The organism is Streptomyces sp. NPDC050988, from assembly GCF_044456225.1.
Taxonomy (GTDB): Bacteria; Actinomycetota; Actinomycetes; order Streptomycetales; family Streptomycetaceae; genus Streptomyces.
On record NZ_JBITFQ010000051.1, the window covers coordinates 21,145 to 35,864 of the forward strand.

At 71.0% G+C, this 14,720-nt stretch carries 15 protein-coding genes; all 15 read right to left on the bottom strand.

From position 1 onward, the window contains the following. Positions 1-206 precede the first annotated feature (206 nt). Complete coding sequence (locus tag ACIBEI_RS48325) at positions 207-776, bottom strand: hypothetical protein (RefSeq protein WP_398897792.1); 570 nt, start codon at positions 774-776, stop codon at positions 207-209. A gap of 401 nt (positions 777-1,177) precedes the next feature. Continuing rightward, complete coding sequence (locus ACIBEI_RS48330; RefSeq protein WP_398897794.1) at positions 1,178-1,594, bottom strand: hypothetical protein; 417 nt, start codon at positions 1,592-1,594, stop codon at positions 1,178-1,180. Between the two features lie 335 nt (positions 1,595-1,929). Further along, positions 1,930-2,643: a uridine kinase gene (locus ACIBEI_RS48335; protein WP_398897795.1), complete on the bottom strand. Its 714-nt coding sequence runs from the start codon at positions 2,641-2,643 to the stop codon at positions 1,930-1,932. A 533-nt stretch (positions 2,644-3,176) separates the two neighbouring features. Next, entirely contained in the window at positions 3,177-3,785 is a 609-nt protein-coding gene (locus tag ACIBEI_RS48340) for a hypothetical protein (RefSeq protein WP_398897797.1), read from the bottom strand. Positions 3,786-4,153: 368 nt separating this feature from the next. After that, positions 4,154-5,050: a hypothetical protein gene (locus ACIBEI_RS48345; RefSeq protein WP_398897798.1), complete on the bottom strand. Its 897-nt coding sequence runs from the start codon at positions 5,048-5,050 to the stop codon at positions 4,154-4,156. Between the two features lie 187 nt (positions 5,051-5,237). Continuing rightward, on the bottom strand, positions 5,238-5,588 hold the full coding sequence (locus ACIBEI_RS48350) for a hypothetical protein (protein ID WP_398897799.1): 351 nt from the start codon (positions 5,586-5,588) through the stop codon (positions 5,238-5,240). Positions 5,589-6,161: 573 nt separating this feature from the next. Beyond that, positions 6,162-6,971, bottom strand: coding sequence for a hypothetical protein (locus ACIBEI_RS48355; RefSeq protein ID WP_398897800.1), 810 nt, complete (start codon positions 6,969-6,971; stop codon positions 6,162-6,164). A gap of 369 nt (positions 6,972-7,340) precedes the next feature. Further along, on the bottom strand, positions 7,341-7,763 hold the full coding sequence (locus ACIBEI_RS48360) for a hypothetical protein (RefSeq protein WP_398897801.1): 423 nt from the start codon (positions 7,761-7,763) through the stop codon (positions 7,341-7,343). 318 nt (positions 7,764-8,081) lie between these two features. Then, positions 8,082-8,516: a hypothetical protein gene (locus tag ACIBEI_RS48365; protein ID WP_398897803.1), complete on the bottom strand. Its 435-nt coding sequence runs from the start codon at positions 8,514-8,516 to the stop codon at positions 8,082-8,084. 242 nt (positions 8,517-8,758) lie between these two features. Then, positions 8,759-9,871: a hypothetical protein gene (locus tag ACIBEI_RS48370; RefSeq protein WP_398897805.1), complete on the bottom strand. Its 1,113-nt coding sequence runs from the start codon at positions 9,869-9,871 to the stop codon at positions 8,759-8,761. Positions 9,872-10,089: 218 nt separating this feature from the next. Continuing rightward, positions 10,090-10,410 (bottom strand): hypothetical protein, encoded by a 321-nt coding sequence (locus ACIBEI_RS48375; protein WP_398897807.1) that lies wholly within the window; start codon positions 10,408-10,410, stop codon positions 10,090-10,092. Between the two features lie 115 nt (positions 10,411-10,525). Then, positions 10,526-11,347, bottom strand: coding sequence for a hypothetical protein (locus ACIBEI_RS48380; RefSeq protein ID WP_398897809.1), 822 nt, complete (start codon positions 11,345-11,347; stop codon positions 10,526-10,528). A 276-nt stretch (positions 11,348-11,623) separates the two neighbouring features. Continuing rightward, complete coding sequence (locus ACIBEI_RS48385) at positions 11,624-12,253, bottom strand: DUF6927 domain-containing protein (protein ID WP_398897810.1); 630 nt, start codon at positions 12,251-12,253, stop codon at positions 11,624-11,626. A 228-nt stretch (positions 12,254-12,481) separates the two neighbouring features. Continuing rightward, the gene (locus tag ACIBEI_RS48390) at positions 12,482-13,417 is read right to left on the bottom strand and encodes a hypothetical protein (protein ID WP_398897811.1); all 936 of its coding nucleotides are present in this window, start codon (positions 13,415-13,417) and stop codon (positions 12,482-12,484) included. 172 nt (positions 13,418-13,589) lie between these two features. Next, on the bottom strand, positions 13,590-14,510 hold the full coding sequence (locus tag ACIBEI_RS48395) for a DUF6197 family protein (RefSeq protein ID WP_398897813.1): 921 nt from the start codon (positions 14,508-14,510) through the stop codon (positions 13,590-13,592). Positions 14,511-14,720: the final 210 nt, after the last annotated feature.

A 14,720-nucleotide genomic window follows, 5' to 3' on the forward strand; every position in this document is an offset into this window, starting at 1 on the left:
GAAGGGTATTCAGGCGGTGGCGGGGCGATCCGGCCGCCAGTCGTCGGTGTGGTGTCCGACCCAGGCAACTGCGGTCGGCCGGGCCGGTGGCTGCCGGAAGCCGGCGGAAAGAGGGAGAAAGCGCGAGCAGTGACATACGTCAGGCCCGCCCGCGCCGGAGTACGGCGAGGGCGGGCGGTCCGCAAGCGCGGGGGCAGTGGGGTGTGTCAGGCGCAGAGCGCGGGGGCCGTGGCGGGGGCGGGGTGGAAGAACACGTCACCGACCAGGCGGGAATGGAGGGTGACGATTCCGCTGGGCAGCTCCAGGTGGACGCTCACGGTGCGGGTGCGGGCAGCCTGCCAGGCGAGCGAGCGCAGCCAGTCGCCGGAGACAGGCTCCTCGGAGAACACGTCGCCGGTGAGGACGGAGCTGGTGTAGTGGCCGCCGGTGATCAGGCTCGTCTCGGCGGCGGTGAGCCGGTGGACCAGCGCGAACCGGCTGCCCGGCACCGTCCGGGTCTGCCACCAGCCGGTGACCACCCGATCCGGGAGGACCAGGCTCTGGGGCTGACCGGGGACGATCCACTCGCCGTCCCAACGCATCCACTCGGTGCCGCGAGGACAGGACACGCAGTCCCCGTCACGGAAGGACGGCGGCGTGGTCACCGCACGACCCTCCCGGGCCAGGGTGAAGAAGTCGGCGGCAGCCACACGGGGCCCGTTGTAGGGCACCGGGAAGGTGGGCGCGGCCAGGGCGAGGTCCTTGGTGGCAGCAACCGAACAATAAGACGTGGGCATGACAACTCCCGGGAAGGGGTGGAAGGGGGGAAGAACAGGCCCCGGTCGGGCAACCGCTGTTCCGGGGGCGGCTCGACCACACCCGCAGGTGACGGGGTGGGAGCCGCGTTCTCGATGCCCGCACACTGACCCAGGGGCGACCAAGCCGCACAACCCCCGCCTCAGGCCGAGGCTGAGGTCAGCGGGCGCCATGACGCAGCTGGCCCCGCACGCGGGGTGCGTGCGGGGCCGGGGCGGCGGGCTCGTTACACGATCCGTGCAACCGGGTTCGGAACTCCGAGGCGCGGCGCGGGGGTGGTCAGAACGGCGGTTCGTCGCTGTAGCCGCCGGCCCACCCGGGCCCCGTGCCTTCGTGGGGCTCGGGCGGGTGGTCGGCGGTGCGGCGCGCGGCGCGGGGGTGGTCAGAACGGCGGTTCGTCGCTGTAGCCGCCGGCCCACCCGGGCCCCGTGCCTTCGTGGGGCTCGGGCGGGTGGTCGGCGGTGCGGCGCGCGCCGAACCGGTGGCGCAGCCGGTCGAGGAGGTGGAGCGGCCACAAGGGCAGGTGCTCGAACAGGGCGCGGTGGGTGGGGCAGGTCGGGCAGCGGACGGCCGGGGTGGCGGCGCCGTCGGGGGTGGTGCGCTCCCACCACGGGAGGTAGCCACTGCCGTAGCAGCGGCGGCAGCAGCGGTTCGAGCTGACGGAGTACTTGGGGCCCCGCGACAGGGACAGGGTCTTAATGCCCGGGGTGTAGAGGAGCTCGAAGTACCCGTAGCGCCAGGCCCATTGGTCGGGCTGATCGGGATCGTCGTAGGGGTGGGCGGGTTCGGCGAACAGCACGAGTGCCTCCTGGGCTGAGGGGTGGGCGAACCCCGGTGCCGGGTGCTCCGGCCCGGGGTGGCCCCGACCATGGAGTGCGGGAGGCCAAGCGGGGCAAGGAGCGGGACGGCGCGACGCGGCCGACGCGCTGGTTACGTTCCGGCGGGCCGGAACAGCCCGCCCCTCGGATGGGGCGGGCTGTCGGACGCGGTGTGCCGGTCGCGGGAGGCCGGTGCGGGGCCGGGCCTCGTGCTGCGGGTCAGGCGCGGGCGTTGTCCTTATGCGGCGGATGGTGGTGGTGTGGGCAGGGATGCGGCAGAGCGAGATGGAGGCCGAGCCCCGGGCGTATACGTCGGTCAGAGGGCGGGTGCAAGGTCCTGACCGACCAGGTGATCGACCGCAGTCAGCAGGTCCGCTGTCGGCATCGTTCCGTCGAGAACGAGATCGGCCCGGTGGCGGGAGGGGGCGACGTGTTCTGCGTGGCGTTCGCGGCCGCTGAGCAGGTAATTGCGCAAGGAGATCAGTGGGTCCTTGCGCTGGATCTCGATCTTGCGCAACAACTTGCGGGCCAGACGGATGTCATCGGGGGTGTCGACGTAGACCCGCCAGGTGGCATGGACAGCGACTTTGGGCAGGGCGAGGGCGAACAGGCCCTCAACCACAACCATTCGGTGCTGGCCGCTTGTGGCTGCTGCGTCAACCGCAGCAGCCACGGCGTCCTCGTCGATGGAGCCGGGGTGGTTCCAATCCAGCGTTTCGGCACCGGTGGCGCTCAGGGTGCGGATCCCACGCTGTGGATCGCGCTCGGGCACGTAGAAGTCGTCGATGTGGATGAGAGCCACAGCCCCGGGGTGGCGGAGCGCCAATGCCTTCGCGAGAGTTGACTTACCCGAGGCGGTGCCGCCTGCGATTCCAAGCACGGGCACTCGGTGCCCTGTGCTCGTCGTGCCCGTGTTCCGCACTGGCATCTCTTCTCGCGGGAGAAGGTTGCCGCCAACTTCCTGGCCGCGGTGCGCCTTGGACTTGCAGAGGACGTGCTCAGCGGTTCCGGTGGTGTTGGTTGTGGTCATGGTTGCTGCCCTCCGATGGGTGGGGTGCCTCCGACGCGGAGACGTCCGGCCGGTCGCGGAGCAGCGTTCTCGGGCGGCGGGCTAGGGCCGCAACTTGCAGCGGAGCAGGGGGTGCCGGGGCGGACGGTCGGTGGCCCCCGACACCCGTGCGGGTGTCGGGACTTGTGGGCCGAGCACGGAGGGGGCCGGCGACCAGGTTTGGGGTAGGGCCTCACCGGCATGTCGCCTGAGCCCTCGTAGGTGCTAGCGCTCGATGGTGGTGGGGACGTCGGATGGTCAGGCTCGGCCGTGTGCAGGCCGAGGGCACGCAAGTGGCCAAGGCCCTCGATGTACTGAGCTGTCCCGGCGCAGGACACTCCGGCAATCACAATCCACAGCGGCCCTGACGAGGGGGCCGGTCCGGGCAGACGGGCCCCGGACGGACGGCCGATCCTGGCGGGTCGGGACGCGGGCATGCGGGCGCCCCCGGCCGGGTCGGCTCGGGGGCGACGTGAATGCCCTGGCGGATTAGTGGGGCAGGACGGTCTTGAGAGTCAGAGGAGGTCCGGGATGAGACGGGCGGCGGCGGCTGCATGCTCGTCCAGGGCCTTGGGGCGCAGTCTGCCAAGCGGAAGCTCCGTCTGAAGGCCGCAGAGGGAGAGCTCATCCGTATCCCGGTTCAGGAAGATCATGGGGCACTCATATTCCGTGTCCTCCCTCTCGGAAGACGCGACCAGCGCCGTCGTGCCCTCGGGCGCAGCGCTGTAGAACTCGGCGTGCCAGCCGTCGCCGAGGAGCTTGGCTGTGCGGCGCGCGATGGCCAGCGCCGGGAGGGCGTCCTCTGTGCCCGGCAGAGGCGGCCCGTAGGTGTCGCGGACAAGGCGTGCAATGGTTTCAGCAGCAGCACGCAGCTCGTCGGCGTCCTGCGGCTCGCCGGGCAGTTCCACCGGTACCGGATACGGCTCGTAATCGTGCCAGCCGAGGCACAACCCGTCATCTTCGGTGACGTACAGGCGCAGTCTTCCGACGCCGCATCCTTCGATCGTGCCGTACGTGGCGTACGGGCCGATCCCGCAGGTCCACCCCTCCCCCAGTACGCGTACGGTCTCCCGCGTCAGTGTGGCGATGCTGGTTGTGGACTCGGGGCGGGGGTCGTTGGTCATGGTGTTCGCTTTCTCGCGTTGGGGCCGCCCGACCGGGCGGGGCCTTGCGGCTGAACCCATCCTCGGACAGGGCGTGGTTAGGGCCACAACCTCTCTCCGTGGCCTCCGTGGCCTCCGTGGCCTCCGTGGCCGCCGGCGCGCGGGGGCCGTCCCGAGGGGCTCACTCCACCAACCCGCCCCGGTCGGCCAGCCTGGGCACCCGGGGCGGAGGCGGGGCGGGCATGGCCGTAGCCCCCGCCCACGTACAACTGGCAGGACCAGGGGCCGGAGGCGGGTGTCATGCAGGATCGAGCCCGAGGCGGTGCGGGAAGACGCCGCAGACCCGCCCCTGGATGAGGGGCGGGTCGTCCACCGTGATGCGGCGTCGGTCAGGTGAGTTGGGAATCCAGGCGCTTGATGGAGTCGACGCGCAACTTGACGGTCTCGCTGTCGGTCTCTTCTCCGTCCTGGAGGTAGCGTTCCTCGGCGTCCCGAACGGAAACTGCGGGCAGGGTGAAGGAGATCATCTCGGTGCGGAACACGGTCACTTCGTAGGTGTCCAACGGGCCTCGGCGGGCACCGTCGTTGGTCCCCTCGTGCAGGCCCATGGATGCGTCGATCTCCGCTGCCTCCGCGTCTGCGTCCTGGGTACATGCCTCGCACGGGTCGATTTCGGTGCACTCCGGCGGGCGGTTGCCATTCGGGCACGTCAAACTGTCGTCGTCGCCGTCGACGGGCTCCTCCTGGTCCAGAAGGACCAACACGTCGTAGGTGAACAGCGGCGGGCGGGTGCCGTGGCTGGGGGCGACGGTGCGCGGCTCACCATCGGCGTGGGTCAGGAAGGTGGTGACGGCGGCACGCAACTGATCGCGCTGGGCCGGGGTGGAGGTGTGGTCGGCGAGGGCGCGGGCGTCTTCGACGCCGACCGACACGGACCTGCCCTGGTGGACGTCGATGCCATACGCGATTCGGCCCTTCATGGTGTCGGCCCATGCCCGCACCCGGTGGGCCGCGGTGTCGGCGGTGGGACGGGCACCCGCGGTGATCTCCGCGAGGCGTGCGGCGCGGCGGGCGTGGTCGGCCCGGCAGTCATCGCAGGCGTAGATGGTGCCCCTGGGGCTGGCCGAAAGGCGGGCGGTGGCGTAGACCCCACATTGTGCGTGGTCGGGAATGCAGTTGCACAGCATCGGTACGCCTTCATCGTTGGTGACGTACGAGTTCGGGCGGGCGCCGGTGGTCGGCGCGGTCTGCGCCTCGTCGGCGAGTGCAGGGTGGGGCTTGGCCATGACGGTCCTCTGGGCTGCGGGGTGGGATGGAGCGGTCCGGAGGGGGCGGGAGTCGTCACCGCCCCCTCCGGACCGGTAGCCCGTACGGTGGCCCGGCGCACGGCAACACCGGCAACCAGCGCGGCCAGCCCAACAAGGCCACCGGACCTCCGCGCGGAAGGCGGGCATTCGGGCACGGTGCGGGTGGTCAGCCGGTTGTGGACGCGGGCCGGATCAGCACGCCTTGCATCGTCATGACTCCGTCGTCCAGGAAGAAGATCTCCTGCCGGGACGTCCGGAGTCCGATGACGGTGTGGTGCTGCTCGCCTTCCTGGCCCTTGTGCACTGTCCACATCTGCGAATAGGTGGCCTCGCGAGCGTCCGGGATCCGGCTCAGCGCGGTACGGACTGCGGATCCCTGCGAAAACGGGTGGCGTCCCTGAACCGGCACCCAGGAAGCGTCCTCAAGCCGTCCCAGAAATTCAGCGCGCAGGTCCTCGGGGACCAGGGTCGTGGCGGCTTCGACTTTGATCCAGTCGAGGTGAGTGTGCTCAGACATGTAGGGCCTCTCGTCAGTCTGCGTGGGGCGGCCCGAGCGGGGTGGAGCGTCGGCTGTCCGCAGCTCCCCCGCTCGCCGCTGGTGGTGCACGGTTGCTCGGGAGCCGGCAAGCTCCGCAACAGCGCGGCGGGCGGGTCAGACGGCGCCCCCCGGTACCCACAGGCGGGTACCGGGGGCCAGTGCGGGGCGGGGTACTGCGGCGTCAGGCCGAGATCGCGGTGCGCGGGCGTGGGTGGCGGAACGCGGGTCGAGAGCTAAAGCCCGTTCCCTGATGAGGGCCAGTTCACGATCGGAAGCGACCAGTTCCATGGCCTCCTGGTGGTTAGTGGCCTGTTCACGGGTTTAGGGGCACGGTCGTCTCCAGGGCGCTGGGGTATCGGCCCGAGTGCGCGGGGTGGTGGTCACCGCTCTGCCCGGCAGGTGCCCGTGGCCGTGGCGCGGCGGCCGGCAAGGCAGGCAGGCGGACCGGCACATCGAGTAGCCCGCCCCGTTCACGGCGCTGGGGGCGGGCCACTGGGTGTGCGGGCCGGGCGCGGACGGCGGTCCGACCGCGCGTCCAGGGAGCCGGTTCGGTCAGTCGAGGGCGTCGTACAGCTCTTGGGCCGTGTGGGCGGCCGCGTCGCGGTGCTCATCGCAGGTTGGGATGGTGACGCCGTGGTGGGACACCATCCGGACGGCGGGGTACGGCTGGGGATGTACGCGGGAGAAGCAGGACAGGGATGCGGACTTCAGCTCGTACGTGAGGGTGGGGCCGAGTTCGTCGTGGGCTCGGCGCAGCGCCACGGTGGTGGCCGGGGTCACGATTTCGACGGTGGTTGGGAGGGGAGTCTGGCCGCTGTCGGATCGAGCGCGGTCGGCGGCGATGGAGTCGGCAAGGCGGGCGTGCTGCCAGTGCAGACGGAACACGTCTTCCAGCACGAGCGTGGTGGTCGCCTGGTCCGTGACGACCCGGAGAGCGCCGTGCAGACCGTGGATCCGACCGAACAGCTCTGCCTCGCGGACCATGGCCTTGGGGGCGCGGGGAAGCAGCGTCAGGGGCAGGTCGACTTCGCTCTCCGCTTTGTCGTGCGGGTACAGGGCGGCGGTGACGTATTGGCCGAGGGTGCGGGGGATGCCGATGCCGGGGTGTGCGAGGGCGACGGCTTCGGCAGCCTGAAGGGAGAGCCAGGCGTCTGCCGGAAAGTGAAGGCCGCCGTTGTCGATGGTGGCAGGCTCCGTTTCCAGGGCGTGCGCGGCTTCGTCGAGGAGCTCTGCGATCTTCCGCAGCGCGGTGCGGCCGGCGTCGTCCAGGACTGGCGCCGACTTGGTGGTGCGGGTGCGGGCGATGGTGGCGATGGCGCGGGCTCGGTGAGCGGCGGCCGAGGCGACGGGCGGAATGGACACGGTCGGTCTCCTGGTGTGGTGGGCGACAGGTGTGGGCCGGGCCGCGCGGGGCGGGAGGGGGTCCGCGTCCATCGCGCGGCCCGGCCGGGGCCGGTCGCTCACAGCGCACGAGAGGGGGTTCGTGGCGGGCGTTCCCGGCTGGGCCGACTCTGGCCTGCGGGCACGTTAGTCCCACAACCCTTTGCCCAGACGGACCCGGCGGCTGTAGGCGCCCAAAGCGCGGCCGTCGTCTGGGGCTGCGGGGAGCTGGCGGCGGCCGACGGCCCGTGCTCTCTGGCTCGCGGGCACGGGACGGCCCCGGCACCGCGAGCGCGGAACCGGGGCCGGAGGCTGCCGGGCGGGCTAGGAGAGGGGGCCGCCTGGCCTGCCTTACTCTGTGCGGGGGTTGAGGACGACGGGGGCGTTGCGTCGGGCTTCCTGGGCCATGGAGCGGACCATGTAGATGCCGAGGACGTCGGCGACCTGGCGCACGGTGGTGTCGTCGAACAGGGCCAGTTCCGGCCAGTCTGCCTTGGCGGCGGTGAGCTGGGCGTCGGTGAGGCGGTCGATGGTCCATGCCGCCGGGGTGGCGCTGTCGATGATGCGGCGCTGGGACATCGTCTCGTCGATGAGACCGAAGTCCTTCACGATTTCCGCGGCGATGTCATCGCGCTCGTCCAGGAGCCCGATATCGAAGGCGAAGCCCGTGCCTCGCGCCTCGTCGGAGCTGTGCCGTTGCAGGCTCGCGTTCCACTTCGCGATGTTCTCGCGGAGCTGGGCGAGTGGGGTGTTCAGGTCGGGCTTCTTGTTCACGGGTGATCCCTGTCGGTCGGGCCTGCCCCTGCTGCTGCCTGGCGTAGAGCCGGGGACAGGGGCGGCGAGTGTGGGGGCGGCCGGGGTGGGGTGCGGGTGGGGTGTCACCGCGCCCCCGTCTTGGCCTGGACCGGACTGTGGTTGCGCGTTGGGCAACCACCGCAACCCGTTCCGTTGCGGCCGGGACGGGACGGGGCCGGGTGTGCGGCGGCCGATGTACGCCGATTCCCCGCGTTCGGAGGCGGCGCAGCGGTCTCGCTGGTGCGAGGCGGCCCCGGCACCGTGAAAGCGGGTCCGGGGCCGGGGTGTGGTGAGCCATCACGGACAGCTGGCCGGGTCGATGTCGTGCCCCGCGTCGTCGACGAGACAGGCCATGCACTGTCCGGGGGTGACAGGGTCGTCTCCGTCCCGGTGCGCGGTGCGGGGGTGGTCGCACTCGGCACAGCAGGACTGCACAGTGCTCCCGTCGTGCCTGGCAGAGGGCTGTTGGGAACGGGCACCGACTGCGAACCCGTCCATCCACATCGCGGCGAGGAGGTGATGCAGCTCCTCGAGCTGCCGTGGGTTGAGGGTCTTCCGTAGAGTGCCGAAGCCCTCGAACATCAGCTGGGCGCGGTGGCCCGCGGCTCCGAGGAGGGAAAAGCTGTCGTATCCGGCGATCTTTCCGTCGGAGTCCGGGGCGTTGCCGTTCGTCTGGTCGTGGGCGGAGATGAGGGCGATCAGACGCAGGTTGTCGCGGTGGGTTTGGGTCATGTCCGGACCGTGGCCTGGTGCTCCGCAAAGGTCGCAAGCGTGCCGGCTCCGGACGGACCGCGGCCCCCGGCCCGCGCAGGTGGCGGGGCCGGAGGTCGTAGTTCGAGGGCAGTGCGGCAGAGACGGCGTCAGGGCGGGGCGGGTTAGCGGCACAACGGACGGTCGTGTGGCGGCCAGGGCGCCGGTGCCGGGCACGGGAGGGCCCCGTCACCACGCGCGTGATGGGGGCCGGGGCGCGGCCACTATGGGCGGACGGCCTGGTGGTCGGGCACGATTCGGACGGCGCGCCGGGGGTCGACGTCGCGGCCCTTGGGTCCGTTGACGTGGGCGCGTACGGGGACGCGGACGGGTTTGCACTCGCCGCCCGCTTCAATGATGGCGCGGTGCTGGTGGGGGTTCGGGCAGCGGTTCTGGTACTTCTGCGACACCTCCCAGCGGAGCGTGTCGTCCTTCCAGTTGGGCTCGGTGGTGTTTACGGCTGGCCGGGGTTGGCTGGTGGTGGTCGGGGTGTGGGCGGGTTCATGGATGATGCGGATGTGGCGCTTGCGCGGCGCGCGGGCGGGGCGCTTGCTCTTGCGGCCGCGGGCGCGGGGTTTGGTGCCTTCGGTGGTGTGTTGGGGGACGCTCACGATGTCCTCGTCCGCCGTGTCCGGGTTGTCGGGGGCGGTGGTGGGGCGACGCAGGTCGTAGAAGGCGAGCAGGAGGGCCAGGATGGTTGCCGGTCCGGCGGCGCCGAACGGGTCAGGGTTGCTGTAGCCGTTGAGGACGTTTCCGCGCAGGGTGGCCAGGCCGTTGGGGCAGTACGGGGTGCGGGGCAGTTTGGTGCTGGCCGCGAGCATCGGTGGCAGGCGGGTGGGGATGAGACGGGTGGCGGTGATGGTCTCGAAATCGACGATGAGGTCTTCGCCCGTTCCTACCATGTGCCAGGCCAGGCCGTGGATGGGGTGGAGCCCGTCGAGGCTGATGGGAGTGGGGAAGTACACGAGTCCGTCGCGGGCGGGGGCGACGTCTTCGAGGTTGCCGACCGTGATGCTGTCGGATGTCAGGTACGGGTGTTCGGCAATGCGCTGGCCCATGCTGTGCGGCGCTACCCATACGTCGCTGGTCCGGTAGGCGGCAGCGTTGTTGTCGCACAGGTCGAGGTAGTACATCGCGCCGTCGAGGTGCAGGTCGTATGCGGTGACCGTGATGAACATGGTCCGCAGGAGGTCCATGCCGTACGGGATTCCGCGTAGTGGCTTGCCCCAGAAGTCGGCGAGTTGTGCGCGCATCCGTTCGGCGTGGTGGGCGCGGGCTTCAGCGGTGAGGGCCGGAGCGGGAATCGGGGCGAGTCGTGCTGTGTTGGTGTGCGGCATCACGGTGGCTCCACGGTCCGACGGGTGAGGGGTTGGGTTGGTCGGACCGTGGATCGGGGCGGGGCAAGTCATGCAAGGGCGCGGCCCGCCAGGCAGGCGGCGGCGGGGAGGATGGCTGCCCCCGGCGCCGCGCAGGGAGCGGGGACCGAGGGCTGGGGGTGTTGGTGGGAAGGGTGGCGCGATGCTGGGGCACAGGATGTGCCGTTACTCAGGCGGCGTTACGTGGTAGGCCTCGGGTGGCAGTCGGCACCGGCGGGACAGAGGTGGCTGTCGCAGTCGGGGTCGTCCTTGAGTTCCCTCTGGACGAGGGCGACGGCTGCATACGACATGTTGTCGTTCGTATACCAGTACCCCGCCTTGTGGTACTTGCGCTGCTCCTGGTTGAGTCCGCGCGCCCATTCGAGGGTCTGCTCGAACGAGCGGAGCGCGGAGGTGACGTCTCCATGCCTCCACACGTCGGCTTCAGAGCGGATCGTCTCCTGGGTGCTGGCCGAGTAGGCGCTCAGGCCGGGCGGGTCAGCCTGGTTGTCGGTGTCCACGTTCTTCTCCGTGTTCGGGTGATGTGCTGGCAGGGCGGTGGGCACCGGCCCGCAGTGGTGCCGGGCCGGTGCCCACCGGAGGGTCAGGGCATGGCGGGCCGCATCATGGTGGCGGCTACACCTCCATCACGTGCGGGCAGGTGCAGCACCCGCCGCGGTCAGTGGAGTTGGGCTCCCCCGGCTGCTCGCCCTGATGGGCGGAGGCGGTGTGGATGAGGGCGTCCCGGAGGTCACGTAGGGCTCGGACGGCCGTGCCCTCGGCCTCGGTGGGCCAGTTTGGGTCGTGGTCGCGGGCGGTGTCGAAGTCCTCGTTCTCGTCCAGGAGCTCCAGGGCCCCCGCGACGGTGGTGATGGCGGCCGGGTAGTCGGTCGCGGGGGCTGTGAGGATGCTGGGGGCGGGCAGTAGCGGGGAGCGGTACGCGGGATCGTCGGTGACCAGGACTCCCAGCACGGCGACGCCCAGGGCCCAGGCAGACTCGCACGCGGCACGGTCGGCGGGGATCAGCGCGAGGCCGGCGTCGGCGATGTCGCCGTGGTGGTGGGAGCTGCCGATGCGGGTCTCGGCGGTGACGTTCGCGCCGAGTTGGAGGACACCATCGAGCGTGCCCGGCTTGTGGGCGGGCGCGGGCGCGGGCTGCCACGACCATGCGTCCGTCGTGGTGGTGGTGAGGCGTTCCAGGGCGGTGTGCCAGCGAGGGCCGGTGTAGCCGTTGGCGTTCAGAACGATGGCGCCGGAGTCGAGGGTGAAGGTGATGGTGCCGGTGATCGGGTTGCTGCGCATGCAGGGGCGCTGTTCGAAGAACACCAGGCCGGTTGCCTGGTCCTCGTGCGTGCGGACGGACAGGGCCGGCTTGGAGGCCATGAGCGCGGCGTACACACCGCTGTAGATGCCGGCGGTGGTGAGTTCCTGGTGGAGGGTGTCGTGTGTGTCGAACACGCGGGGTCCTTCCGGGTTGGTACCCGCCGGCCGGTAGGCCGGTCAGGGGCTGCTCCGCGAAGAGGCGGGGCGGCGGGAGGGACCGTGCGCGGGGCGTAGGTTAGCCCGGCAACACCGGGGAGGCGTCGTGGCCGGGCAGCGGATGTGGAGGGACGACGTCGCGGAAGCGGCTCGGCCGTGTGCGCCCACAGCTCCGGAAAGGTGCTCCGCGACAACACGCGCGGTCCCGGCCCTGGTACAGGGACGGGACCGTTCGGAGGTGGAGAGGGAGCGGCCTCAGGTGGCGGCTGGGGCGGTGTCCTGCGGCTGCAGCTTAGGCGCGGGGGTCTGGTCAGCGTCCTGGCCGACAGGGGTGAGGATCTCCTTGTGGTCCGGGGCGATGAGGGCGGCGACGTTGTCGCGCCAGTTCGGGATCCGGCAGCGGCTCCTGCCGATGGCCAGGAAGCCGTGGCCGCGGCCGCGTCGGGTGTAGGTGAACGTGTCGGTGCGGGTGCCCTCGGTGAAGAACTGGGTGTGGGTGAGGCGGACGCGGGTTCCCGGTTTCAAGTGCTGTCGCAGGAAGTCGCGTTGAGCGTGGTGGCGGCGGCAGTGCGCACGCCAGGCGAGTGCGTCCTCGTGCGTGGTGGGAGTCAGTGCGTTCAGGACGGACTTGGGCGCTTTGTGGTCGCCGGGCATGCAGTTCTCGTCCAGCTCCTTGTAGCCGAAGTTGTACTGGGGGTCGCGGGTCCAGCGGGTCAGGGCAACGTACGCGGTGACCTCGCTGGTGGCCTGGTCGCGGACAGCGGCGTAGAAGACTCCTTCAACGGTCCCGTGCTCGATGATCTTGTAGCGTGAGTCGAATTTGCTGGCGAAGTACTCTGCGTTGGTTTGGACCTTTTTGTCGCGCCGTTCGAACGTCCATCCCATGATGCTGCCTCTCGGTCAGGGCCGGTTCCGTGGACCGGCCGCCGGCGCAGCTTGAAGTGGTGATGGGCAAGCGGCGCAACGGCATGCGAGACCGACCGGTCGGGTACGTGAGCGGAGCGGCCCGCCTCCGGCACGGCGGGGGACGCCTGAGTTCCGGGAAGACGACTACGCCCCTTGGGCCCGCCCCACACTGGATGGCGGGGCGGGCCCAAGGGGCGGTTGCGGTGTTCAGTTCTGGGACGGTGCGACAAGCCGGATCGTGTAGCCGGTGTTGTTGAACGGGCGCTCGGTCTCCGCGATGAACTGGGCGCGCTGCGGGCTCGAGCACTCCACAGTTCGGGCTCCCCTGCCGGTGGCGTTGTACAGCCTGACGGTGTAGCGGCCGTTCTCGGGGGTGCCTCCGGGGACCGGACGAACGGTGTCGGGAACGCGGCCTTCGGCGGCCAGTCGGGTGTTCGCGGCTTTGATGCAGTCCGCGCACAGCCAGCTGTCGACCAGGTACGTGACCTTGACAGCGCCGTAGGCCAGGCAGGTGGACTCGGTGCAGCGGATCCCGGCTGCGCATTGGGTGCGGGCGGCGGCCCGCGCGGCGGCCTGCTGGGACAGGTGCGCGGACACGGCCTGCGCGAAGTCGGCCTGAGACGGCGCGGCGCGACGGGGGCTGTCGGCATCTTTGGTCAGTCCCCAGCGGGCGGCCTGCTGCTGGAGTGCGTCGCTGGCCGCGCGGTCGCGCGCGCTCCAGCCTCGCCGTCCGAGGACCGGTTCGACCACTGCGGCGTCGACCAGGAGGCGGCACCGCTCCTCGATGTCGCGGAAGGCGACCACGGGGAAGTCGTCGTCGGCGGCATCGGCGTGGTCTGCTGCCTGTCGGGCTGCGGCGGCGATGCGCAGCAGCCCGGTCGACGGGGCGTTCAGCTGGCGCTCGGCGGCCGTGAGGAAGGAGAGGGCGTAGGGCGTCTCCTCGTGGTCCGCGACACCGGGCAGGGCCAGCAGCCGACGCGCTGCGGACCGTGCGCGCAGGATGCGGGCGGTGGCGTACTCGACTCCGTCACCGGTTGCCTGCGGGTGGGCCAGGATGCCGGCGACGGTGCGTGCCCGGCGGGCGATGGCGTACAGACGGTGCACCTGGCGGTCGGCGGTGGGCAGGGTGGATACCTGGGTCATGGGGCTGCACTCATTTTCGGGCGTGGTGGGCAGGGTTGGGCCCGCTCGCGGAAGGTGGGGGTGCGGCTTCCGGTGGGCCGGGCTGACCGTGGCTCGCGGCTGGGTTAGCCGTGCAACGCCTGAGGGCCGGGCGTCCGCGGAGAGGGCGCCCGGCCCGGCCGGGTGGTGTAGGTCAGAACAGCACGGCCTCCTCGGGCTGTTGCTCGTCGTCGGCCTCGTCAGCCTCGTCGGCCACGGCCAGGGCGGCCGCACGGAGTGCCTCGACCGCCTCGCCTTCGCTTCGGCCCGGTTGGTTGCCCCACGTCAGGATGATGTCGCGTCGGCGCCGGTCCACCTCGTAGGCGGGTTCGTCAGGTCCTGCGGTGATGTCCTCTCCGGCCAAGCGGCTGGACAGCTCCTGAAGTGCGTTTCCACGGGCCTGGCGGAAGGCGCGAAAGCGAAGGGGGCTGGCGGCGGGAATCGGCTCCGCGATGCGCTGCGCCCGGTCGACGGCGTGCAGCAGGGTGCACGGGGCGGTGTCCGCGAAGCCGTCCGGGTCGTGCGTGAGTCCGCCGGGCCTCATGGTCACGTCCTCCAAGTGGGCGGCGGCCCATTCGAGGAGGCCGGATGCGGTGATGGGGTGCCGTGGCCGGGGTGAGCGCCCCGGGCGGGCAGCGGCGCTCTGGGCGCGTTCGGCGAGGCGGGCGGCGTGGCGGAAGGCCGCTGCCGCTTCGTCGCGGGTTCGGCCTTCCCACCGTCCCCAGTCCTGCACGATGAACCGGCGATGGTTCTTGTCTTCGAAGCGGGGGTCATGCGGCATGGCTCCGCCCGCGAGATAGTCCGAGAGCACGTCGAGTGCGAGGCGTTCGGCGGAATGCAGGGCCGGATAGTCGTAGGTGCGGGCGGTGCTGATGCGCCCGTTGCCAGCCGCGACGTTGAAGGCACCCACCATGCTGGGCACGAGGAAGCGGGTGGTGGTGCCGCCCTTCCCGAAGAGGCCGCCTTCGCGTCCGTCGTAGAAGCCACGGTTCTCGATGTGGGCGGCCGCCCAGTCGAGCAGGTCAGGCGCGTTCGTCGGCAAAAGGGTGCTCTCGGTGCTGTAGCGCAGTGTCATAGGGGACTCCAACGACGTGTGGGCGGGCGGCACGGTGCGTGGCTGCGCAGACCTTGGGCAAGGGGAGGGTTAGGCGCGCCATGGGGCCGATGAGTGTGCCGGGGCCCCCCCCCCCCCCTTGGCGGCGTTGGGCCACCCGGGGTGGCATCGAGCGGGGGGCTCCGAGGGATGAGGGAAGGCCGCCCATGACCAGACTTGAGGCCGCGGCCG

Excerpts from the sequence above, each read along its gene's own strand:
- ACIBEI_RS48340 (WP_398897797.1), bottom strand. The coding sequence starts at position 3,785 with ATGACCAACGACCCCCGCCCCGAGTCCACAACCAGCATCGCCACACTG.
- ACIBEI_RS48370 (WP_398897805.1), bottom strand. The coding sequence starts at position 9,871 with ATGCCGCACACCAACACAGCACGACTCGCCCCGATTCCCGCTCCGGCC.
- ACIBEI_RS48345 (WP_398897798.1), bottom strand. The coding sequence starts at position 5,050 with ATGGCCAAGCCCCACCCTGCACTCGCCGACGAGGCGCAGACCGCGCCG.
- ACIBEI_RS48325 (WP_398897792.1), bottom strand. The coding sequence starts at position 776 with ATGCCCACGTCTTATTGTTCGGTTGCTGCCACCAAGGACCTCGCCCTG.
- ACIBEI_RS48385 (WP_398897810.1), bottom strand. The coding sequence starts at position 12,253 with ATGGGATGGACGTTCGAACGGCGCGACAAAAAGGTCCAAACCAACGCA.
- ACIBEI_RS48365 (WP_398897803.1), bottom strand. The coding sequence starts at position 8,516 with ATGACCCAAACCCACCGCGACAACCTGCGTCTGATCGCCCTCATCTCC.
- ACIBEI_RS48390 (WP_398897811.1), bottom strand. The coding sequence starts at position 13,417 with ATGACCCAGGTATCCACCCTGCCCACCGCCGACCGCCAGGTGCACCGT.
- ACIBEI_RS48395 (WP_398897813.1), bottom strand. The coding sequence starts at position 14,510 with ATGACACTGCGCTACAGCACCGAGAGCACCCTTTTGCCGACGAACGCG.
- ACIBEI_RS48335 (WP_398897795.1), bottom strand. The coding sequence starts at position 2,643 with ATGACCACAACCAACACCACCGGAACCGCTGAGCACGTCCTCTGCAAG.
- ACIBEI_RS48350 (WP_398897799.1), bottom strand. The coding sequence starts at position 5,588 with ATGTCTGAGCACACTCACCTCGACTGGATCAAAGTCGAAGCCGCCACG.